The 22,004-nt window shown below is 59.1% G+C and carries 18 protein-coding genes; 7 read left to right on the forward strand and 11 right to left on the reverse strand.

What is annotated here, in order from left to right; all coding sequences use genetic code 11:
- Window positions 1-55 precede the first annotated feature (55 nt).
- Complete coding sequence (locus tag QMG93_RS04690) at window positions 56-1,729, reverse strand: glutamine--tRNA ligase/YqeY domain fusion protein (RefSeq protein WP_281933939.1); 1,674 nt, start codon at window positions 1,727-1,729, stop codon at window positions 56-58.
- Window positions 1,730-2,007: 278 nt separating this feature from the next.
- Here QMG93_RS04690 and QMG93_RS04695 point away from each other — a divergent pair, with 278 nt between their 5' ends.
- Window positions 2,008-2,586, forward strand: coding sequence for a hypothetical protein (locus QMG93_RS04695; RefSeq protein ID WP_281933941.1), 579 nt, complete (start codon window positions 2,008-2,010; stop codon window positions 2,584-2,586).
- A gap of 94 nt (window positions 2,587-2,680) precedes the next feature.
- Here QMG93_RS04695 and QMG93_RS04700 read toward each other — a convergent pair whose 3' ends face one another.
- The 7 genes from QMG93_RS04700 to QMG93_RS04730 form a co-directional block, all read right to left on the reverse strand.
- On the reverse strand, window positions 2,681-3,019 hold the full coding sequence (locus QMG93_RS04700; protein WP_281933943.1) for a hypothetical protein: 339 nt from the start codon (window positions 3,017-3,019) through the stop codon (window positions 2,681-2,683).
- Between the two features lie 208 nt (window positions 3,020-3,227).
- A complete protein-coding gene (locus tag QMG93_RS04705; RefSeq protein WP_216798151.1) occupies window positions 3,228-4,547 on the reverse strand; it encodes a 6-phospho-beta-glucosidase in 1,320 nt (439 codons plus the stop codon).
- Window positions 4,540-5,526 (reverse strand): N-acetylglucosamine kinase, encoded by a 987-nt coding sequence (locus tag QMG93_RS04710; protein ID WP_281933948.1) that lies wholly within the window; start codon window positions 5,524-5,526, stop codon window positions 4,540-4,542. Before QMG93_RS04710 ends, QMG93_RS04705 begins: the two co-directional genes overlap by 8 nt.
- A gap of 29 nt (window positions 5,527-5,555) precedes the next feature.
- Entirely contained in the window at window positions 5,556-6,566 is a 1,011-nt protein-coding gene (locus QMG93_RS04715) for a LacI family DNA-binding transcriptional regulator (RefSeq protein WP_281933950.1), read from the reverse strand.
- A 134-nt stretch (window positions 6,567-6,700) separates the two neighbouring features.
- Complete coding sequence (locus QMG93_RS04720) at window positions 6,701-8,071, reverse strand: ABC transporter substrate-binding protein (protein ID WP_281933952.1); 1,371 nt, start codon at window positions 8,069-8,071, stop codon at window positions 6,701-6,703.
- Between the two features lie 42 nt (window positions 8,072-8,113).
- Window positions 8,114-8,995 (reverse strand): carbohydrate ABC transporter permease, encoded by an 882-nt coding sequence (locus QMG93_RS04725; RefSeq protein WP_281933954.1) that lies wholly within the window; start codon window positions 8,993-8,995, stop codon window positions 8,114-8,116.
- A complete protein-coding gene (locus QMG93_RS04730; protein WP_281933956.1) occupies window positions 8,992-9,885 on the reverse strand; it encodes a carbohydrate ABC transporter permease in 894 nt (297 codons plus the stop codon). Before QMG93_RS04730 ends, QMG93_RS04725 begins: the two co-directional genes overlap by 4 nt.
- A gap of 410 nt (window positions 9,886-10,295) precedes the next feature.
- Between QMG93_RS04730 and QMG93_RS04735 the strand changes: the two genes are divergently transcribed.
- Window positions 10,296-11,630, forward strand: coding sequence for a DUF2252 domain-containing protein (locus QMG93_RS04735; RefSeq protein WP_281933958.1), 1,335 nt, complete (start codon window positions 10,296-10,298; stop codon window positions 11,628-11,630).
- Window positions 11,631-11,787: 157 nt separating this feature from the next.
- Here the strand turns inward: QMG93_RS04735 and QMG93_RS04740 are convergent, their stop codons facing one another.
- On the reverse strand, window positions 11,788-12,657 hold the full coding sequence (locus tag QMG93_RS04740) for a hypothetical protein (RefSeq protein WP_281933959.1): 870 nt from the start codon (window positions 12,655-12,657) through the stop codon (window positions 11,788-11,790).
- A 126-nt stretch (window positions 12,658-12,783) separates the two neighbouring features.
- Window positions 12,784-13,677 (reverse strand): LysR family transcriptional regulator, encoded by an 894-nt coding sequence (locus QMG93_RS04745; protein WP_281933960.1) that lies wholly within the window; start codon window positions 13,675-13,677, stop codon window positions 12,784-12,786.
- A gap of 170 nt (window positions 13,678-13,847) precedes the next feature.
- Between QMG93_RS04745 and QMG93_RS04750 the strand changes: the two genes are divergently transcribed.
- From QMG93_RS04750 to QMG93_RS04765, 4 genes are read left to right on the forward strand one after another with little or no spacing between them, the layout of a single operon-like run.
- A complete protein-coding gene (locus tag QMG93_RS04750) occupies window positions 13,848-14,819 on the forward strand; it encodes an ABC transporter ATP-binding protein (RefSeq protein WP_281933962.1) in 972 nt (323 codons plus the stop codon).
- Between the two features lie 18 nt (window positions 14,820-14,837).
- Complete coding sequence (locus QMG93_RS04755) at window positions 14,838-15,929, forward strand: ABC transporter substrate-binding protein (protein ID WP_281933964.1); 1,092 nt, start codon at window positions 14,838-14,840, stop codon at window positions 15,927-15,929.
- Window positions 15,930-15,941: 12 nt separating this feature from the next.
- A complete protein-coding gene (locus QMG93_RS04760) occupies window positions 15,942-17,612 on the forward strand; it encodes an ABC transporter permease (protein WP_281933966.1) in 1,671 nt (556 codons plus the stop codon).
- 5 nt (window positions 17,613-17,617) lie between these two features.
- On the forward strand, window positions 17,618-18,910 hold the full coding sequence (locus tag QMG93_RS04765; protein WP_281933968.1) for an MBL fold metallo-hydrolase: 1,293 nt from the start codon (window positions 17,618-17,620) through the stop codon (window positions 18,908-18,910).
- On the opposite strand, the gene QMG93_RS04770 is transcribed toward QMG93_RS04765, so the two are convergent.
- A complete protein-coding gene (locus QMG93_RS04770; RefSeq protein ID WP_281933969.1) occupies window positions 18,907-19,761 on the reverse strand; it encodes an EcsC family protein in 855 nt (284 codons plus the stop codon). The genes QMG93_RS04765 and QMG93_RS04770 overlap by 4 nt on opposite strands.
- A 491-nt stretch (window positions 19,762-20,252) precedes the next feature.
- Here QMG93_RS04770 and QMG93_RS04775 point away from each other — a divergent pair, with 491 nt between their 5' ends.
- Entirely contained in the window at window positions 20,253-21,974 is a 1,722-nt protein-coding gene (locus QMG93_RS04775) for a proline--tRNA ligase (RefSeq protein WP_281933970.1), read from the forward strand.
- Window positions 21,975-22,004 lie beyond the last annotated feature (30 nt).

Consider the following 22,004-nt stretch of genomic DNA (forward strand, 5'->3'; position numbering starts at 1 on the left):
AGAAGCCTTTCCCAGCGGATGAACCATCCGGCGAAAAGGCTTCTTTGAGCGTGCGTTATTTTTTTGGGTCAAACGAGCTCTTCAGCGACACGATCCGGTTGAACACCGGGCGGCCTTCCGTCGAATGCTTCGGATCGACGTTGAAGTAGCCGTGGCGGAAAAACTGGAACTTATCCTGAGGCTTCGCGTCCCGCATATTGTTTTCGACGAAGCCTTGCACCGCTTCGAGCGACTTCGGATTAATATTGTCGAGGAACGATTCGCCTTCTTCCGCTTGCTCATCGAGAATGAGTGGCTCGTACAGGCGGAATTCCGTCGGGACGGCTTGCGTCGCTTCCACCCAGTGAATCGTCCCCTTGACCTTGCGGCCGGTAAAGCCGCTGCCGCTCTTCGTTTCCGGATCGTACGTGCAGTGCAGCTCCGTGACGTTGCCGTCCGCGTCCTTGATCACGTTCTCGCATTTGATGAAGTAGGCGTGCTTCAGACGCACTTCATTGCCGGGGAACAGGCGGAAGTAGCCTTTAATCGGCTCCTCCATAAAGTCGTCCCGCTCGATATAAATTTCCCGCGAGAACGGAATTTGACGATGTCCCATCGCTTCGTTCTCGGGATTGTTCTCCGCATCCAGCATCTCCACTTGCCCTTCTGGGTAGTTCGTGATGACCACCTTCAGCGGCTGCAGCACGGCCATCGTGCGCGGCGCCTTCAATTTGAGGTCCTCGCGGATGAAATGCTCCAGCATCTTCTCGTCGACGATACTGTTGTTCGTCTTCACTACGCCGACCTCGCGGCAGAACGTACGGATCGCTTCCGGAGTATAGCCCTTGCGGCGCAGACCGGAGATCGTAGGCATCCGCGGATCGTCCCAGCCGTCGACGACGTTCTCGTCCACGAGCAGCTTCAGCTTCCGCTTGCTCATCACCGTATTGGTCAGGCTGAGCCGGTTGAATTCGTACTGCCGCGGCACGTTCTCCATCTCGCACTCCTGCACGACCCAATCGTACAGCGGACGGTGGTCGGCGAACTCCATCGTACAGATGGAATGCGTGATGCCTTCGATCGCGTCCTCCAGCGGATGAGCATAGTCGTACATCGGATAAATGCACCACTTGTCGCCGGTATTATGGTGATGCGTATGGGAAATCCGGTACAGTACCGGGTCCCGCAGGTTGATGTTCGGCGAGGCCATGTCGATTTTGGCGCGCAGCACCTTCTCGCCGTTGGCATACTCGCCTTTGCGCATCCGCTCGAACAGGTCGAGATTTTCCTCCACGCTGCGGTCGCGGTACGGGCTGTCTTGGCCGGGCTCGGTCAGGGTACCCCGCGTTTCGCGGATTTGCTCGGCCGTCAGATCGCATACGTAGGCTTTGCCCTTGCGGATCAAGCGCACGGCGCGCTCGTACATTTCATCGAAAAAGTCCGAAGCAAAATACAGCTGCTCCCACTCGAAGCCGAGCCACGTGATGTCTTCCTGAATCGAGCGTACAAATTCCTCGTCTTCCTTCACCGGGTTCGTGTCGTCAAAACGCAAATGCGTACGTCCGCTGAATTCGTCGGCAAGCTCGAAATTCAGGCAGATCGATTTCGCGTGCCCGATATGCAGGTAGCCGTTCGGCTCCGGCGGAAAGCGGGTGACGATGGTATTCACTTTACCTGTGTTCAAATCTTCGATCACGATATTTTTGATGTAATTGGAGGATGATGCAGAAGCCGGTTTCGTCGTGTCCAATGGGATCAACCTTTCTCACAAATTAGCTGTCAAAATCTATTACTCTCTATAATACACAAAATGGAGGGCAATTATAAATGGTTTTCCGTACGATTCTTTGAAGAAAGCCCTTACTTGACGGACTTTTACGCGTTTTCCATCCGAATCTTGGGCGGTATCTATGAAAATGGGAGGGATTTTTCTCTCTTTTGCAAGAGACGGCGTAAAATCCGCACCTTGCGGCCAAGAGAACATAAGGTGGAAAGAAGGGGGAATTGCATAGAAAGGAGCGATTCATTGTGAACACGAACCATGGAAAAGAAACGAACCGTCTCGTAACGGTACCGGTGCTGCGGAAGACGCTGGCCGCCATGATTCCGTTTTATCGGAGGATTGCTTCGGACCCCGCTTATGCCTCGGCGTGGACCCGGGGCGTGCGCCGCGCGGATCTGGATACGCTGATCCGGCTGTTTCGGCAAGTCGGCTTACCCGAGCGGAGATATGCGTCGTTGTCCACGAACGGCATCGGCTACTTCGTCGATTTCGACGCGCCGAAGCCGATTGTGCTGTACTCGAACGCCACCACGATTCGTCCGGGGATGACGCAGTTTTATTTTAACACCAAGGTTCACCGCGCCATCGCCAAGGCGATTTTGCCGCTCTATCAAGAAATCGTCAACAACCGGCCGTTCGCCTGCATCGTCGTCCGGGCGATCCGCAGCGGCAACCGAGCGCTGCTGGACCGGGTGGTTCGCAGCATTGTCGCGACCCCTCATCTGCGCTCCGTCTCCATCGAAAGCTCAGGCTTCCGGCTCAGCTTCAAATACGCGGCCAGTCCGTTCCGCTTCGACAACCTGACCTTTGGCGGCGAACCTTAACCTTCATGGCGGCAAAAGGTCCGCAGGACGGCAAATCCCCTGTGTCCGGGCGAGAGGCCGCCGGTCGCAGGGGATTTCTGGTGAGGATATCAGATTAGAGCAGAGCCGAGGCCGCCGACTGCTTCTCCTCATACTGCAGCAGCAGCGCTTCGGCTTTGTGTAAATCTTTGGCGTGTACATCAAGCTTCAAGCTTTCGGGGTGATGGAGATCGACGGCTTCGGCCGCCGTCTGGATCGCGCTCAGAGCCGCATCGGTATCGGATTTCACCCGGCATTTCACCTGCTTCGACCGTAAGAAGGCGTGCCTCGCTTGAAGGCCGCGGGCTTCGTGCCCGGAAGCGGCCATCACCGTCTTCCACTGCGCGGAGCGGCTGTATAGCAGGTACATCGCGGCAAGGACAATCAACAGGAACAATAAACCTCCCATTACCATTAGAAACACCACCTTCGTCTAATTGGATTTTGCGGACGGAGGACTGCCGGTAGTCTGGGGTGAGCGGACGCTTGCTTGCCATTACCCGTTTCCGGCCGGGTTGAAACATGGATTTTTTTGCCTCGACGCGGAACAAGCCGGCTATCGGTTCGGCGACCGATGCCGGCTTGCTGTAAGTCTATTTTAAGGTTTTAAGCATTAGAACGGCTTATACGGTCTGCGCGGCGAAAAACCGCGGCAAAAACGCTTTGTTCTGCTCCAGCATCTCGTCCAGCATCGGCTCCGCTTTGTTGACCGAGGTCACGAGCGGATGGTGGGCCAGCGCTTGCAGCGCAAGTCCGCGGTCGCCCGAGACGGCGGCGGCGATCGCCAGGCGCTCGTACGTTTTGACCGCATGGATCAAGCCCTTGGCGGCTTCCGGTACGACCGAAACCGGCAGCGGAATCGGCCCCTGCTTCGTGACGACGCAGTTGACCTCGATGCAGGCGTCCGCCGGCAGGAAGTCGAGAATGCCCTGATTGCGGACGTTCAGCGTCTGGATGTCGCGCGTATCGTTGTACAGCGACGTCATCAGCTTGACGGCGGCCTCCGAGTAGTACGCGCCTCCGCGCTTCTCGAGCTGCTTCGGTTTCTCGGCCAGCTCAGGGTCCTTGTACAGCTCGAACAATTCGTCTTCCAGCCGCTTCACCACTTCGGCGCGGGTGCCTTCCCGGGCGGACGATTCGACTTGGTCGGCCAGCATCTCTTCGGTCAAATAAAAATACTTCAAATAATAGGTCGGAATGGCGCCGAGCGAACGGATGAACGAAGCGTTCCATTCGTACTGCGGAACATTTTTGGCTGAATAGCCGTCGCGGTTCGCCAGCAGCTCCTCCAGCTTCGATTCGCCGTCGATCCGCACCTGCGTGACCCAGTGCAGGTGATTCAAGCCGACGAATTCGGCGTAGATGCGCTCCATCGGCACCTCGTAGAGGCCGGTCAGCCATTTGTACACCCCGATCGGCGAATTGCAGATGCCGACGGCCCGAATCTTCGAATGGTTGAGGATCGCTTCCGTCACCATCCCCGCCGGATTCGTGAAGTTCAGCATCCAGGCGTCCGGGCACAGCTCCTCCATGTCCTTGGCGATATCCAGCAGCACGGGAATCGTGCGCAGCGCCTTCATCATGCCGCCCGGACCGGTCGTTTCCTGGCCGATCATGCCGTAGCGCAGCGGAATCGTCTCGTCCCGGATGCGCGCTTCCAGCAGACCGACACGCAGCTGCGTCGTGACGAAATCGGCGCCCGCCAGCGCTTCCCGGCGATTGGTCGTCAAGCGGACCGTGATCGGCAGCTGCGATTTCTCCACCATGCGCTGCGCCAACTGTCCGACGATGCGCAGCTTGTGCTCCCCTTCCGGGATGTCGACCAGCCACAGCTCCGTGACGGGAAAACGGTCATGGTGCACGATAAAACCTTCGATCAGCTCCGGCGTGTACGACGACCCGCCGCCGATCACGACGACTTTCAGTCCTTTGGCTTCAGCCACCTGCAAGCACTCCCTTCAAATCGGATATGCGTCGGACTTGCTCCTGCACCGGCTCGGAGACCGTCGTGCCGTCTTTTTCCATGGCCAGCAAGATCGCCCCGACCACCGGCTCGACATCCAGCACCTGAAGCCGGCAGCCCGGCGCCTCCGGCTGCACCAGTTCTACGATATACGGATGAATGAATTGCCCGTCACCCCGGGTCAGCACACTGCCCGCAAGCACCAGATCAAAGGTCTCCCTCTGCATCCCCAGACGCCGGATCACCGCCCGGGCCGCCAGCCCGAGCTCCGTTCCCTGGACGCGGAGGATGCGGGCCGCCACACGGTCTCCCTGGGCGGCGGCTTCGAACAGCAGTGGCGTGAGTTCAAGGGGGACAGGCAGCGCATGGTCGAGAAAATAATGGAACATATGTTCGACTGAAGGGTAGTCGAGCTCCTTCGTGACCAAAGCGGTCAGCAGCGTCTCTTCCTCGCGGCCTTCCCATGCCCGGATGACTGCGCGGAACGCTTCCGCTGCTAAGTCCCCGCCGCCGCCGAAATCGCCGTACGGATAGCCGAAGCCGCCGCATTGGTACATCTCGCCCGCAGGGGAGACGCCGACGCAGTTCGTGCCGCTGCCGCAAATCGCCACGACGCCGTACGGCTTCGATGTGCCGGCGCGCAGGGCGATGACGGTGTCGCAGACGATGTCGGTGACTGGCAGCCCCAGCTCGGCGATCATCGGCCGCAGGATGCGGAAGTCGGCTTCACGGTCGGCGCCTGCCAGCCCGAAGCAGGCCGCGGCAATATCCTGCTCGCGCAGGCCGGCTTGGCCGAGCGCTTGAGCGACGGCTCGGCGGATGCTCTGCGCGGCCGTATCGCGGTCAATCTGATGGTTGCCGGGGCCGCCTTTGCCGGCTGCGACCAGCCGGCCCGTTTCGTCGGTAATGACGGCATACGTTTTGCTGCCGCCGGCATCCATCCCCAAGTAGTATTTCAATGTACTCCACTCCCATCCTATAGAGCCAGCTACGGTGAGGGGGAATAAGGTGACGTGGATTCTCTCACGATCAGTTCCGGCTTCAAGCAGACTGAAGTGTTCCGTTTCATGGAGCCGTCGATCAGCTTGAGCAGCAGGCGGACGGCCTGCTGACCCATCTGCTCCATCGGCTGTCTGACGGTCGTCAGACGCGGATGAATATCGGCGGCGAACACTTGGTCGTCATACCCGACGATGGAAAGGTCGCGCGGAATGCGGTACCCTTCGTCCCGGAACGCATCCATGACGCCGAGCGCAAGGCCGTCTTCTCCGGCAAAAACGGCCGTCGGCACGTTCCCGCTGTGCAGCCATTCCTTGGCGACGTCGAAGCCGCTGCGGATGTTGAATTCGGTGCAGGCCACGGCCAGCGGCGTCAGTCCCGCTTCGGCCATGGCCGCTTCGAATCCGCGTCTGCGCTCCCTGGCGCTGAGAAACAGCTCCGGCCCGCTCACGTGCGCGATGCGCGTATGTCCCAGGCTGATCAAATGCTTGGTCGCCTCGTAGCCGCCTGTATAGTTGTCCACATTCACCGTAGTGGCATTTGTTTTTTCAATTTGATTATCGATAATAACAAACGGGATTTTCTTCCGTTTGAGCTCCAGCACATACTGCTCTTCTTCCATGGGTGACAGCACGATGATGCCGTCGACCCGGTCTTCCTGAAACAAAAAGTTGGTCGGCTTCAAACCGCCGTTCGGAGAGGAGCACACGTTCAGCGCCAAAAAATAACCGTTCTCCTCCAAGGCTTCGTTCACGGCATGCACGATGCCGTCGAACACTGAATCCTGCAGGGTGATCAGCGTCAGGCCGATTAGTCCCGTCGACCCCCGCGCCAGATTGCGGGCGGCGGCATTAGGCCGGTAATCCAGCTCCTGAATGGCCTGCAGCACCTTCTGACGGTTGCTCTCCCGAACAGTGGGCGAATTGTTAAGCACCTTCGACACGGTCACAAGTGACAGTCCCGATTTTTTTACGACGTCCCATATGCTTACTTTTTTCATGATTAGATCAAACTCCCGGATCGGTATTCATTCTTATAAGCAATAGTATACCATAGCTCCGAATGGCCCCTCCGCAAGGAGAGGCCGGGGTGCAAGGGGAGTTGTGGCGCGGCAGGGTCAGAAGGCTTGAGCGCTTACTTTTTGGCTTTGTCGGCGTTTTTCTCCTTCAGCAGGTCGTTCACCTTTTTCTCCAACTGCGGGCTGACTTCGGCCACGGTTTTTTGCCCGTTGTCCACAAGATCCAACTCGTTCTTGACGATGTTCAAAATCTCGGAGTAGTGGGTAATCAAATGATTATACGATTCGACGCCGTATTTCAGGCCGCCTTCGACGACGTTCTTCATATCTTTGGCGTCGATCGCCGGGCTGTAGAGACTAAAATACTTTTCCGCCGCCTGCTGATTGGCCGGAGGCGTGCCGCCGCTCAGCTCGATCGACTTTTCCTGGATGTCCTTGCCGAGCTGGAATTTGATCCATTCGTACGCTTCCTTCGGATGCTTGGAATCCTTCAGGATGAGAAGCGGGTCGACATACAGCACGTTGCGGTTCTTGTCGCTGCCGCTGTACGGGACGGCGGCCACGCCGACCTTGAAGCTGTAATCCTTGACCGAGGCGAGAATCCAGGCCCCGGCGACAGACATCCCTATGCGCCCGGTGGCGAACGGATCGCCGCCCTGCCCGGCGACGGCCTTGGTGAATTCCGGCGACGGCATCACCTTGTCCTTCAGGATCAGGTCGGACAAGCGCTGGTTGACTTTGACGACCTCCGGCGAATTGAAGTGGAAGGACGTCGCATGGCCGCCGTTCGTCCACGTATCATCGGAGTAGACTTTGGCTCCGAAATACACCGGACGCATATCCTTCTCGCCCCAGACCCAGTCCATGCCGAACTCCACTTTCTCAAAATCGTCGCTCGGCTTGCTCAGCTTCTTGGCGGTTTCGACCATTTTGTCGAACGTCCATGACTTGTCTTCGTAGTCAGACGGCGGGTACGGAACGCCTGCTTTATCGAACATGTCCTTGTTGTAGAGGAGCATCGTCACGTAGCTGTAAACCGGGATGCCGTAGTTTTTGCCGTCGATTTTGTAGATGTCCATCAGGTTGTCGGGAATGCCGTAGTCGGACGCTTTGAAGTTGTCCTCTTTCATCAGGTCGGTCAGGTCGCGCAGCAAGCCCTTGTCGTAATACTCGATGAAGCCGCCTTCGCCCCAATGCGAGGTGATGTCGGGAGCCGTGCCGGCGGCAATCATCGCTTGCAGCTTCGAATCGAATTCCTCGTAAGGCGTCTTCATGATCTTGACCTTGATGTTCGGGTGCTTCGCCTCGAATTCCGGAACGAGCTTCTCGACAAAGGTTTTATCCGGAAGATCGGGAACGAACTGCGTGATCGTGACCGTGGAGTCCCCCTTGGACCCGCCATCTTTCGTGTCGCTTGCGCAAGCCGGCAGCAGTACTGCGCCTGTCAGCAGAATCGCGCCGAGACAAGCCGTCTTGTTTCTTTTCATCTTTCCTCACTCCTTCATTTGGTGACCCCGCAGACGGGTTATTCATTTCACTCCGGTCAGCACGATGCTTTCTACGAAATATTTTTGTGCGACGGAGAATAAAACCAGGATCGGAACGAGAGCCAGAACGGCCGACAGCATGACAAGGTTCCACGGCACCAGCCGGGTGGCGGACGAATACATCGCGGTCATGCCGATCGTCAGGGTGAAATGCTCGGACGAGTTCAGGTACAGCACCTGCCCGAGCAGATCGTTCCAGCTGTACATGAAGGCGAAGATCGCGACGGTCGCCAGCACGGGACCGGAGAGCGGCAGCGCGATGTTCCACCACTGGCGCCACTCGGAGCAGCCGTCGATTTTGGCCGCGTCGTACAGTTCGTTCGATAACGAAGTGAAGAACTGCCGGATGAGGAAGATGTTATAGGCGGAGCCGAAAAAAGCAGGGACGGTAATCGGTAGAATCGAGTCCATCCACCCGAGATTTTTGAACAAAATGAACTGCGGAATCATCAGGGCCGGATACGGAATCATCATCGTGCTGAGCAGAAACAGGAACAGCACGTTTTTCCCCCGGGCGTTATAGCGCGCGAACCCGAATGCGACGAGGGACGACGAAAGCACGGTCCCGATGACGCTGAAGAAGGCGATCAGCAGGCTGTTTTTGTACCACAGGCCGTACTGGTATTGGGTGAACAGGTTCTTGAAGTTGCCCCAGGCGAACTGCTCCGGGATGAGTCTGGGCGGGAATTTGAGCACTTCCGCCTGCGACTTGAACGCGGTCGAGAACATGTTGAGCGTCGGGAAAATCATGATGACCGCGATGACGATCAGCAGCAGAAAGACCAGCCACTCGAACGGGGTCGTTTTGCGTTTGCCGCCCGTTTGCCGAATCGAACGCTTCTGCGTTACGGTTGCCGTACTCATACGCCGCCGCCTCCTTCATAATGAACAAGCTTCCGGGATACCCTCATGATCAGGAACGTCATGAGCATGATCACGATGAGCAGCAGCCAGGCCATGGCCGAAGCGTAGCCCATCTTGAAAAACTTAAAGCCGTTCTGCCACAGGTAGTACACGTAAAACTGGGTGGCGTAATGCGGCCCGCCCTTGGTCATGACGAACGCCTGCGTAAACACCTGGAACGAATCGATAATGCCCATGATGAGCTGGAACAGCACGACGGGCGAAATCATCGGCAGCGTGATGCGCCAGAGCGACTGCCACCGGGTGACGCCGTCGATCTTGGCGGCCTCGTACAGAATCGGGGGCACGCCCTGCAGACCGGCGAGGAAGATGACCATGCCGGCCCCGGCGCTCCACATCGTCATGATGACCATGGCGGCCAGCGCCCAGTTGCTGTCTTCAAGCCACTTGGGGCCGTCGATGCCGAGCAGCCCGAGCGCCCAGTTAAACATGCCGATCTTGGAGTTGAACACCCACAGCCAGACGAGCGACATCGCGACGCCCGAGATCATGCTGGGAAAATAAATCGCTGTCCGGAAAAACCGCTTGAACGGAATTTTCTGATTGACCAGCAGCGCCAGAAACAGCGACAGCAGAAGCTGCAGCGGTACGCTGAATATTGTGAACAGCACCGTCGTTTTCACTCCGCGCCAGAACAGATCGTCCTGAAACATCTTGGTGTAGTTCTGCAGGCCGACCCACTTCGGCGCGCTGGTGATGTTGTATTCCGTGAAGCTGATGTAGAGCGAATACAGAATCGGGTACAGTGTGAATATCGCCGCTCCGATCAGCCACGGCGAAATGAACAGGTAAAAATATTTGGTCTCCCGTCTGCGTGCCCCCTGCCGCATGGGCAATCCCTCCTTAAAGTATAAACGTTTATATTTTTGTTGAATTAAGGCACGCCCCCTGCCGGCCGGTGCAAAGCCGCTCGTCCGGTTCTGCGCAACATAAAATTGACTTTTTCTTAATGATTTTCTGAAAAGTTTTGCCGGTTAAACTAGGATGTTGTTGAAACGAGGGGGAATTGCGGATTGCACCGAAGCTTTAAAATTATAAACGTTTATATTTTTATACGCCTATAGTAATCGTTTTCAAGGATGGCGTCAATCCCTAATTTTCCAGTCCGTCCCCGGAGACTTGCAGATAGGGAGTCCGAAGCCGGAGAGAGCCGGTTCGTACTTGAATTGACACGCTGTCGGCGCGTAAGCTACCATGAGAAAAATACTTTGCTTATCGCTGCAAAAGGGGGGAACCGCGCATGAATTCGGAGCAGCTAACGGAACGTGTCCGGCTCACGCAGAAAAGGCTGCGCAAGGAGCTGCTGAGCAGTGTGTTGGACGAGTTCGATGGGCAGATTATGGCACTGCCCGAGGCCAAACGGCTGCAGAAATACGCCAAGATGGCGGGAAGCCCGTTTTCGTTCTTCCGGGGGACTGCGTACTTGTTTTATTTTGACGTCAGCCGGGAGTGGTTTCCGTACCACAGCTCGCCGGAGCGGCCGACGTGGATTCAAGGGGATCTGCATTTCGAGAATTTCGGGGCGTTCCGCAGCGAAGAGGGGCGGATCGTGTACGACGTGAACGATTTTGACGAGGGGTATCTGGGCTCCTACCTGTATGATCTGCTGCGGATGTCGGTCAGCGTAGCGCTTGTGTGCCGGACGAAGGATATTGACGCCGATGGACAGAAGGAAGCGATCACCGCTTACTTGGACGCGTATGCGAACCAGATCCGGCGCTTTGCCCGGCGGAAGGACGATCCGCGGACGCTCGTCTTCGACAAAGACCGCACGGACGGGCCGATCCGCAAGCTGCTGAAAAAGACGGAGAAGCGGCTCGCGTCGCAGTTTCTGGAAGGCGTAACAACGCTGACGAGGACGGCGAGGCGGTTTGCCAAATCGGACGAGATTGTGCCGCCGACGCCGCAGGAGCGCCGCATGCTGGAGGAGAGCTGGCCGCAGTATCTGGAATCGCTGGAGTGGAAGACGAAGCGTTCCGACGGCTATTACGTGATTAAGGACGTGGCGGTGAAGCACGGCTCGGGCACGGCCTCCATCGGGCTGGACCGCTTCTATGTGCTCGTCGAGGGCGAAGGCGGCGAGCAGGCGCTGGACGATATCGTGATCGAGGTCAAGGAAGTGCGCGCGCCGGTGCCGGCTTATTTTATGCCGTATAACGAGGCATTTTGGACGTATTTCGGCCATCAGGGCAAGCGGGTTATCGTGACGCAGCAGGCGATGCATCACGAGGCGGATCCGTTTCTCGGCTTCTTGACGATGGACGGGCGGCATTTTTACGTTAGGGAGCGGTCGCCTTACAAGAAGCGGCTGAAGGCGGACAAACTGACGGAGAAGGAAGACCTGCTGTCCGTGCTGGACTGCATGGGCCGGATTACGGCGAAGCTTCATGCGCGGGCGGATGCGGACATGAAGCACGGGCTGATGTCGTACCACAGCGAAGAAGAGATTCAGCGCGCGATCGGACCGGACACGGACGCGTTCTGCGACTATATCGCGCATTGGGCGATCGCGTACGCGCATCAGGTTGAGGAGGACTATGCGCTGTTCGTAGGGTGGTTGGACGAGCGGAAGTAAGCCCGGTCGGCATTCGTGAACGGCGATGCGCATCATCATCTTGCGAAAAAAAGGAGCTGGTCCCTTGCAGCCGTGAAGGTTGCAGACGGGATACAGCTCCTTTGGTATTCTATGCGACATGCGCAAAAGCTTGCTTATCCGCCTGGCTCGCGCAGGCTTAGTAGCGGTCCATAATCAGCTGCGTTTTCAGCGAATCCTGGGCCAGGAACCAGCCTTTGCTTTGCAGATAAGTCACCAGCTCGTCATGCTTCTGCGAGGCGGTGTCCCGGTCGTCCGTCTTGAACGAAATTTCGACTACGTTCTCCGTACCGGAGCCGTTTGCGCTGCGGATCGGCCATACTTCGATGTACGTTTTCAGGCCGCTATAGGTGCCGGTATACCGCTTGGCCAGAACCGGGCCGTAGATGCGGGATTTTTGCAGCTTCTCGGTGCCCCAGCCGGCGTACAGCCACTTGTCGAATTTGCCTGGGGCGTTATCGATCAGCAGCTGGCGGGAATCTTTGACCGAGGGCAGATCTACGCCGCTGTAGCCGGATTTTTTGACGTCTTTGGAGCGTGTGATGCTGAGCGTCTTGTTCTGGTAGCCCCATTCCACCTGCGCCTCGTAGTTGGTGTCCGATGCGTCGAACCCTTCCTGATTAGCCTTCGTCAGCGCCGCGTCGATGTTGCCGTTGACGATCGGATAGCGCTTCTTGTAGCTCAGCTCGAACTTGCTGTCGCCTTCCTTCTTCCGAATGCGGGGACTCCAGCCGTTGCTGTAAATGTCTTTGCCGTCCGTATCCAGAAACTGCACGTTCATTTTCGTCACCTTGTCCGGCATGCCGAACGCGCTGCGGACCTCGCTCTTCAGCTTGTCGTCCGAACCCAGCACGGCGTTAGCAGGCATGAGCAGCTTCACCTCGTAATCCGGCACCAGGTTGCTTGCAGCTTTGGCAGACGCGGCAGGGAAGACGGACGATACCGTCAAAGCGGTGGTCAGGACGACCGCGGACAGCGCCCCAATCCATTTGGATCGTTTGTTCATCATCGACAACTCCTTCATGTTTTGGAATAGGCTTACACGCTAGACTGTAATGATCGTTTGTTATCTAGATGTTAAGCAGATATGTTGTTTTTGTAAAGAAAAATTTGGAAATTGGTATAAATACTAGATTTACCGGGCTTCTTGCCGCAGAAAATCGATGAACCGCTCCATGACGGCGGACTGCCGCCGGTCCGCATTGTATGCGCAGTAGACATAACGTTTGAACGGATTTTGCGGAATCGGGCGAAATTCGAGCTCCCCGCGCTCCACTTCCCGCTGCACGGCCTGCCGTGAAACGAACGACACACTCTCCCCCTGCATGACGACCTGCTTGATCGCTTCCAGCGAATCCAGCTCCATATGCGCTTTCAACTGGACGCGGTTGCTCTGCGCCCACCGGTCGGTCATTTGCCGCGTGCTGGACTCCGGTCCGTGGAGCAGAAAAGGCGCCTCGGCGAGCTGATCGGGATATAATTGCGGGTAGGTGGCCAACCGGTGATGCGGCGCGAAGACGACGACCAGCTCGTCCTCGCACACCGTTTCGGCGATCAATGGTGCCGATTGGAACGGCTCGGTGGAGAGGATACCGAGATCGATCTCGTGATTGCGCAGCAGCTCCCGGATGACAGGAGCCGTCTTGACCTGCAAGGACAAGGTGATTCGCGGGTACGCCTTGACGAAGCCGCTCAGCACCTTCGGAAGCAGGTAGGTTCCCGGCACGTAGCTGGCGCCGATCTTCAGCGTGCCGCGGCCCAGCTCGTCGAACTCTTTCACGACCCGCCCCGCTTCCTGCGCCAGCGCGTTGATTTTGACCGCGTAGTGGTAGAGCGACCGGCCGGCCTCGGTCAGAACCGTTTTGCCCGCGCGCGTCTCGAAAAGCTGCACCCCGAGCTCCTGCTCCATGCTCTTCATGTGGAAGGTTACCGTCGGCTGCTTGAGCCCGAGCTGCTCGGCGACGGCGGTAATTTTTTTGTGCTTGTCCAACAGCTCCACGATTTCCAGCTTCAGCAGACTGAAATTCAATGTGCCCACTCTCCTTGTTCGGCTCCGCATTTTCCCACAGTATAGAAAAAATCTATGCAAATGAATAGTATGCATTGAATTAATTAACATAATCTTTACGTCCCGCTGACAAACTTCTGCATTTTGCCATGTACACTAAAGCTAGATTGCAAGATAGGATGGGTTGCAGCATGGATGTGGTCATACGGGGGTTGGAAAAATCGTTCGGAGTGATGCAGGCGCTGCGCCGGACGGATCTGGTCATCAGAAAGGGGCGGTTTACGACGCTGCTCGGGCCATCGGGCTGCGGGAAGACGACGCTGCTGCGGATGATCGCCGGACTGGAGCGGCCGGACCGGGGAGAAATTCTTCTCGGCAACGAATGCTTGTTTTCGGCCGAGAGACGGATCGATCTGCCGGCGCATAAGCGGCATTTTGGCATGGTCTTTCAGGATTTCGCCTTGTGGCCGCATATGACCGTGTTCGAAAATGTCGCCTTCGGCCTGCGCGCCACCGGACAAACGAAAGAGCTTAAGCAGCGGGTGGAGGAAGCGATAGCGCAGGTGCGGCTGCAAGGGATGGAGAAGCGGTACCCGCACCAGTTGTCGGGCGGGCAGCAGCAGCGCGTGGCGTTCGCCCGGGCCGTCGCGCTGAGGCCGCAGCTGGTGCTGTTCGACGAGCCCCTCAGCGCCCTGGACGCCGTGCTGCGCGACGAAATGCGGCTGGAGCTGATGAGTCTGGTGCGGGATATCGGGCTGACGGCGCTGTACGTGACGCACGATCAGACGGAGGCCATGTCGATGTCCGACGAGATCGTCGTCATGCAGGAGGGCCGCATTTTGCAGCAGGGCACGCCCGAGGACATTTACCGCACGCCGGCCCATCCGTTCGTCGCCCGCTTCATCGGCAAGTCGAACTGGTTGGTGCCGGACCGCAGCCTGCTTCGTCCGGAGCATGTCCGCTGGTCGGAGCCGGAGGAAGGCGTGGCTACGGCTTATCCGGGCACGATCCGCAGCGTCAGCTATGTCGGGGACCGCTACGAAATCGGGCTGGACATGGGGGTTATAGGTCAATGGACGGCTTATCATTCCGCCCGCTTGCAGGCGGGAGAACACGTGACGGTGTACGTATCGCCGCAGCATATTCACCATATTAGCGAATAGTACGAGGAGGAACGACGGATGAGCATGGGGAAGGGTTTGAAAAACGGGGCTTTGCTGCTGCTGACGGCTGTGATGGGCTTCGGTATCGCCGGATGCGGAACGACGGCTGCGGACAAGTCCGCGAGCACGGGCGCAGCGACCGCGCCGAAGACGGAGCAGGCGGCCGCCAAGCCGGATGACAAGAAAGAGGACAAGAAGCTCGGGGGCAAGCTGGTCGTCTACAGTGCCGGTCCGAAGGAGCTGGCTGAAAGCATTCAGAAAGGGTACGAAGCGAAGACCGGCGTAAAGGTGGAAATGTTCCAGGGGACGACGGGCAAAATTTTGGCCCGGATGGAAGCCGAGAAGGCGAACCCGGTCGTCGACGTCGTCGTGCTGGCTTCTCTGCCGTCGGCCCAAGGGCTCAAAAAGAGCGGGCTCACCCTGGAATACAAAAACGCGGCCAACGCCGACAAGCTGGTCCCGGATTGGTCCGACAAGGACGGTCATTTCTTCGGCTACAGCGCCTCCGCGCTCGGCATCGTGTATAACACGAAGCAGGTGAAGACGCCGCCGCAGGAATGGAGCGATCTCGCCAAGGACGAGTGGAAGGGCAAGGTGAACATCCCCGATCCGGCGCTGTCCGGCTCCGCGCTGGATTTCATCACCGGCTATCTGAGCACTAAAGGCGACGGCGGCTGGGACCTGTTCGAGCAATACAAGAAAAACGGCGTCGCTCTGGCGGGTGCAAACCAAGAGGCGCTTGATCCGGTCATCACCGGAGCGAAAAGCATCGTAGCGGCAGGCGTCGACTACATGACGTACCAAGCGAAGGCGAAGGGCGAGCCGGTCGATATGGTGTATCCGGCCAGCGGTACAGTTATCAGCCCCCGCCCGGCAGCGATTCTGAAGTCGAGCAAAAACCAGGATAACGCGAAAGCGTTCATCGATTACTTGCTGTCCGACGAAGCGCAGAAGATGGTGGCGGACACCTACCTGCTGCCGGGTCGCAAGGACGTGAAAGCGAAGGACCGCGCGAGCGCCGATCAAATCGCGCAGATGAAGATCGATTGGACGTGGATGGACGCGAACGGCGACGCGGTGACGAAGAAATTTACCCAAATGTTCAAATAAGACGGTGAAGGCATGCAGGTAAGAAGCTGGATTTCTATTCGAACGGTAGGGATGACCCTCGCCTTGTTTCTTTTGGCGGTCCTGGTGGTCGTCCCGCTTTTTTTCATCTTTCTGACGAGCGTCTACCCGGAGCAGGCGCTGGATTTGTCCGCGCCGCTGCGGACCATTCTGGAGAACAAGCTCGGCGAAGTATTCTGGAACTCGATCTGGCTCGGCATCTGCGTCGTGCTTGGAACGACGGCATTGGCGCTGCCGCTCGCCTGGATCTTAGCCAAGACGAGCCTCGGCCGGCACGCATGGTTGGATATCGTGCTGCTGATCCCGTTCATGACGCCGCCGTACATCGGTTCGATGGGCTGGATTTTGTTCATGCAAAAAAACGGCTATATGGAGCAGCTTCTTCCTGTGGCGGAGGCGTGGACACCGAAGTTTTTCAGCGTCTTCGGCATGGTGGCGATCATGAGTCTGCACTTGTTTCCTTTTCTTTACTTGATTCTGCGCAACGCTTTATTGCAGATCGGCGGGAGCAAGGAGGACGCCGCCGCCGTACACGGAGGCCGATTCTTCTACAGCTTCCGGAGGATCGTGCTGCCGCTGCTGCTGTCCAGCTATGCGATGGGGGCGCTGCTCATCTTCGTCAAGACGATCGCCGAATTCGGCACGCCGGCCACCTTCGGCCGTAAAATCGGCTTTTACGTGCTGACCTCGGAAATTCATAAGTATATTTCCAGTTGGCCGATCGATTTCGGCAAGGCGACCGCGCTCGCTTCCGTGCTGCTGAGCACGTGCCTGCTGCTGTGGTACGTGCAGACGGTCATCACCCGGCGGTATACGTACCGTTTGGTCGGCGGCAAAGGAACGCGGAGCAAAATTTACCCGCTAAGCGGACTGACGCGGCTATTGGCTTGGGGTTATGTGATCGTTCTGCTGGTGCTGTCCGTGGGCGTTCCTTACTTTTCGATTATTTCCGCTTCTCTGATGAAGCTGCGGGGCGTCGGGCTCGCCTGGAGCAATCTGACCTTGAATCATTATGTGGAGCTGCTGACCTGGGGCTCCAAAAGCATGACCGCGCTGCTGAACAGCCTTGGCTTGTCGCTGGCAGCGGCGACGATCTCGGTCCTGCTGGGCACGTGGTTCGCGCTGACGATCAAGCAGTCGAAAACATGGCCGCAGCGGCTGACCGACCTGTTCAGCCTGCTGCCGAACACGGTGCCGGGCATCGTGCTGGTCGTCGGCCTGATTCTGCTGTGGAACGCGCCATGGATGCCCGTGCCGCTGTACAACACGTACGGGATGGTCGTTCTGACGTATGTCGTCTTTTTTCTGCCGTACACGGTGCAATACGTCAAAGCGAACTTTTCCCAGCTTGACGATGCGCTGTTTCAAGCGGGGCAAGTGTTCGGCGGCCGGCCGGCTTACGTCTTCCGTCGCATTTTGCTGCCGCTCATCGTCCCGGGCATGCTGGCGGGCTGGATGATGACGTTCACCATCTCGGTCCGCGAGCTGGTGGCGTCGCTGATGATTTTGCCGCCTTCGATGGAAACGTCGGCCACGTACATTTTCGCGCAGTTCGAGCAGGGGAAGGTGTCGCTCGGCATGGCCATGGCGGTCGTCTCGGTCGGCCTGACGACGCTGATGCTGCTCGGGATCGACCGGTTAAGTTCAAAACAGAAAGTGGATTGAGACTCATGCAGCTCGATATTTGGGGCGGGGCGGGCGAACACGGCCGCTCCTGCTACCTCCTACACAATGACCGCATCGGCGTCCTGCTGGATTGCGGCGTTAAAAAGACGGGCGCGGGACAATACCCGCTCGTCGACCCGAACGTCATTCCGCGGCTGAATGCCGTTTTTTTGTCCCATGCGCACGAGGATCATTCAATGGCGCTGCCGCTGCTGTACAAGCACGGCTACCGCGGCGTCGTCTGGACAACCCGGGCGACGGCGCAGCAACTGGACACGTATTTCACGTCCTGGAAAAAATATGTCAGGGGACAGTCGGCCGAGCTACCGTATGGTGACGAGCACGTGAAGGCGATCCGGTTCGCGTATTTGGAAGAGGCCGGAGCTTCAGGAGAATGGATCGACGCGGCCCCTCACGTTAAAGTCTGCTGGGGCCGGAGCGGGCACCTGGTTGGCTCCGTCTGGCTGATGCTGGAGCTGGAGGGCAAGCGTGTTTTCTTCTCCGGCGATTACTCTGCGGAGTCCGTGCTGCTTGCGGCGGATGGACCGGAAGCGCTGCCACCGGGGACGGCTGCCCAGCCTGCCGATCTGGCGGTGATCGACGCCGCCTACGGCATGGACGCTGAGGCGCAGCCGCTCCTGCTGGAGCGGCTTGCCGCCCGGATCGGGCAGGCGCTGGCGCAGGGCGGCTCCGTGCTGCTGCCGGTTCCCGCCTTCGGGCGCGGGCAGGACATGCTCGTCTGGGCGCGGGAGCGGTTCCCGGGCATTCCGCTCGTCGCGGAACGGGAGCTGCTTCAGGCGTTCGGCCCGATGCTCGACCGGGCCGAATGGCTGAAGCCGGGCGCTGCCGAGCGGATTCGGCGCTGCCTGGAAGACCCGCGAGTCGTCGCAGTGGCGACCGACGCGGAGCGGGAGCAGGCGCTGGCCGCGGGGCGGAGTGCGCTTTATTTCACCGCCGACGGGATGATGCAGTCGGAGCGCGCGCAGTGGTATTACCGCAGGCTGGCGGCCGCAGGGCACGGCTGCGTCATCTTGACGGGCCATCTAGCCGCAGGCAGCTTCGGACAGCGTCTGCTGAACGAGCCGGAGAGCGAGGGTGGCTGCTCGGTTGAAGCGATCCGCTACAAGGTGCACCAAGGCGTGACCGATGTCAGGCGGATGCTGCGGGCCTTCGGCAGCCGTCAGACCGTCCCGGTGCATACGGGACGCAGCGCGACGGATGCGCTGTGCGCAGCGCTGGCCGCGGAGGGCTTCGCCGGGCTATACTCGCTCGGGCCGGGCGAAGCGCTGCGCTTCTAGCCGCTGCGGAGCCGCTCCAGCACCCGGCGCTTGCGGTACAGCATTTTGCCCGCTTCGGCGACATCCTGCAGCGTGCCGCGGTTCAGCACCGCGCCGAAGATCATCCCGGCGACCGGGACAAGCTGGAACAGCTTCTTCCAGCCGAAGTTGTCGCGGTAGATCGTCACGACCTCGCGCCATCCCTGAAGCTGCGAGATCGCATCCCGCTGCCGGTGCTCGTTGTCGAAGTCGGCCAGCTCCTCCAGCACGGCCTTCTTCCCAACGATGTCGGAGGAGGCGAACTGCAGGCACTTGATCACGAAGACGCGCTCGCGCTTGTCGTTCGGATCGTAGCCGTACACCATCGCCATCTCCTGCAGCACCTTGAGCGACAAGCCGAGGATGGCCGGAATGTCGATGGCGAGCGTAAAGATGCCGCCGAAGCCGGTCGTCGCCCCTTGAGCCGTCGCGAAGAGGGTGCGGCTGCGGGCGAATTCGTCGGCAGCATCGTCCATGACGGCGAGCGGGAGCGAGGCGACCTCGCCTAGGGTGAGCGCATCGGCAAACGCAGGGTTGCTTTGTCGGCTCGCGAGCTGCCGGTTCAACTCGTCGAGCACGCTTTGCTCGGAGATCAGATATCGGCCGCCCGTTTGCACGAAGCTTCCGACCTCGTCGATGGCCTGCGCCAGCTTGTTCTGCAGCGCCTTCGGCGTGATCCGGTCAAGCAGCTGGAAGGGCAGCCTGCCGAGCTTTTCCCAAAACCACAAATCTTTCTGGCTCGCCTCCCACGCCTCGATGTCGAGAAGCGCCTGCCGGAGTTCCTCTTTCGTATCAGGGGCAGGCAGCGGATGAGCGTTATCATGTATCGTCATGGATGGATCAGCTCCTTTATATGCCAGTATTACGGTGCGAGTCCTTGGAAGGATGCACATGCGGGCCGGGTTACTTTCTATGCTGCGCCGGGGCGGAGGGTTATGGAAAAAGTTGTGCCTGCCGCGGAAGAAGCCGGTTGGAAGCACTTGCATCTTTGGTTAAATTGGTGTAAATTGGAATACACAACATCACGAATGAATAAAGCGAAAAGCAACGATCAAGGACATGGAACGTGCGACCGGTTGCGCCAGAGAGGGCGTCCGAGGCTGAAAGACCCCCAACCGCCGTATGCTTCGCCCCACCTTGTAGCTGCAGCGGGGAACTGAGCTGGACGTATCCGCTGCCGGGCCTCCCCCGTTATCCGAATGAAGGACCGTGCGCGCCTGCAATCCGAGGCACATGCGGTTAAACCAAGGGTGGTACCACGACACGTTTTCGTCCCTGACGAAGACGTGTTTATTTGTTTATATCCGAACTTGGAGGGATTTCCATGCGACAACAAAATCTGCTTATGCCTACTCTGCGGGAAGTCCCGGCGGATGCCGAGGCGGCCAGCCACCGGCTGATGCTGCGGGCCGGGTTGATCCGGCCGCTTGCGGCGGGGGTGTACACGTATTTGCCGCTCGGTCGCCGCGCGCTTCGCAAGGCCGAGGCGATCGTCCGGGAGGAGATGGACCGGATCGGCGCGCAGGAAGTGCTGCTACCGGCCATGCAGCCTGCCGAGCTGTGGCAGGAGTCCGGTCGGTACGACGTATACGGACCGGAGCTCGTCCGGCTGCGCGACCGGCACGACCGGGAATTCGCGCTTGGGCCGACGCACGAGGAGGTCGTTACGGCGCTCGTGCGGGACGAGATCAGCTCGTACCGCAAGCTGCCGCTAACGGTATACCAGATTCAGACGAAGTTCCGCGACGAGCGGCGTCCGAGGTACGGTCTGCTGCGCGGGCGGGAATTTCTGATGAAGGATGCGTATTCGTTCGATACGGACTGGGAAGGGCTGGATGTGACCTACCGGGCGATGTACGAGGCGTATCACCAGATTTTCACCCGCTGCGGGCTGAATTACCGGGCGGTGGAAGCGGATGCGGGCGCGATCGGCGGCGAGGGCGAGACGCACGAATTCATGGCGCTGGCGGAGATCGGGGAGGACACGGTCGTCGCCTGCGATGGCTGCGGCTACGCGGCCAATCTGGAGAAGGCGGAAGCGGCCGCCGTGCAAGCTGCGGCAGTTGAGGAAGCCGCGCCGCCGCTGGAGCGCTGGCATACGCCGGACATCCGCACGATTGCGCAGCTGACGGAGCAGCTCGGGCTGGAGGCCTCGCGGCTGATGAAGACGCTGTTGTATGTGGCGGACGGAAAGCCGGTGGCCGTTGTCGTGCGGGGCGCCGACGAAGTGAACGAATTAAAGGTACAGCGGGTTTTGGGCGCGATTCAGCTTGAGTTGGCCGATGCGGATACGGTGCAGGCCGTTACCAGCGCGCCGGTCGGCTTTGCCGGACCGGTCGGGCTGAACGTGCCTCTGCTGGTCGACCGTGAGGTCGCCGCCTTGAGCGAAGGCATCGCCGGCGCGAACGAGCGGGACTACCACTACCGTCATGTCCGGCCGGGCCGGGATTTCTCGCTGGCGCTCACGGGGGATTTCCGCGAGGTGCGGCTCGGCGATCGCTGCGTCCGCTGCGGCGAGCCGTTGACGCTGCATCGGGGGATCGAGGTCGGGCATGTGTTCAAGCTCGGCACGAAATACAGCACGGCGCTGGGCGCGAGGGTGACAGGCGTCTCCGGCACGGAGCACGACGTCATTATGGGCTGCTATGGCATCGGCGTCTCCCGGCTGTTGTCCGCGGTGCTGGAGCAGCACCACGACGAGCAGGGCATCGTCTGGCCGCTGTCCTTGGCGCCGTTTCACGCGCATATCATTCCGGTAGCCGTGGCGGACGATACCCAGCGGAAGCTGGCGGAGGAGTTGTACGAGCGGCTGCACGCGTTGGGCGTGGAGGCGCTGCTGGACGACCGCGAGGAGCGGCCGGGTGTCAAGTTCAAGGACGCCGATCTGATCGGCCTCCCGGTCCGCATCGTCGTCGGCAAGAAAGCAGGCGAGCGGGTGGTCGAGTACAAGGAGCGCCAAGCGCCGGAAGCGGAGCAGCTTACCGTGGAGGAAGCGGTACGGCGGCTGCTTGAGCTGATGAAGCCTGCGGCTTCCGAAGGCGCGTAGCAGAAGTGACGGATCGCTTGAAATAGGTAG

It is taken from the genome of Paenibacillus tyrphae, assembly GCF_027925525.1.
In the GTDB taxonomy this organism is placed as follows: domain Bacteria; phylum Bacillota; class Bacilli; order Paenibacillales; family NBRC-103111; genus Paenibacillus_G; species Paenibacillus_G tyrfis_B.

Excerpts from the sequence above, each read along its gene's own strand:
- QMG93_RS04730 (WP_281933956.1), bottom strand. The coding sequence starts at position 9,885 with ATGCGGCAGGGGGCACGCAGACGGGAGACCAAATATTTTTACCTGTTC.
- QMG93_RS04700 (WP_281933943.1), bottom strand. The coding sequence starts at position 3,019 with ATGGTAATGGGAGGTTTATTGTTCCTGTTGATTGTCCTTGCCGCGATG.
- QMG93_RS04765 (WP_281933968.1), top strand. The coding sequence starts at position 17,618 with ATGCAGCTCGATATTTGGGGCGGGGCGGGCGAACACGGCCGCTCCTGC.
- QMG93_RS04770 (WP_281933969.1), bottom strand. The coding sequence starts at position 19,761 with ATGACGATACATGATAACGCTCATCCGCTGCCTGCCCCTGATACGAAA.
- QMG93_RS04755 (WP_281933964.1), top strand. The coding sequence starts at position 14,838 with ATGAGCATGGGGAAGGGTTTGAAAAACGGGGCTTTGCTGCTGCTGACG.
- QMG93_RS04775 (WP_281933970.1), top strand. The coding sequence starts at position 20,253 with ATGCGACAACAAAATCTGCTTATGCCTACTCTGCGGGAAGTCCCGGCG.
- QMG93_RS04760 (WP_281933966.1), top strand. The coding sequence starts at position 15,942 with ATGCAGGTAAGAAGCTGGATTTCTATTCGAACGGTAGGGATGACCCTC.
- QMG93_RS04750 (WP_281933962.1), top strand. The coding sequence starts at position 13,848 with ATGGATGTGGTCATACGGGGGTTGGAAAAATCGTTCGGAGTGATGCAG.
- QMG93_RS04720 (WP_281933952.1), bottom strand. The coding sequence starts at position 8,071 with ATGAAAAGAAACAAGACGGCTTGTCTCGGCGCGATTCTGCTGACAGGC.
- QMG93_RS04725 (WP_281933954.1), bottom strand. The coding sequence starts at position 8,995 with ATGAGTACGGCAACCGTAACGCAGAAGCGTTCGATTCGGCAAACGGGC.
- QMG93_RS04740 (WP_281933959.1), bottom strand. The coding sequence starts at position 12,657 with ATGATGAACAAACGATCCAAATGGATTGGGGCGCTGTCCGCGGTCGTC.
- QMG93_RS04715 (WP_281933950.1), bottom strand. The coding sequence starts at position 6,566 with ATGAAAAAAGTAAGCATATGGGACGTCGTAAAAAAATCGGGACTGTCA.
- QMG93_RS04735 (WP_281933958.1), top strand. The coding sequence starts at position 10,296 with ATGAATTCGGAGCAGCTAACGGAACGTGTCCGGCTCACGCAGAAAAGG.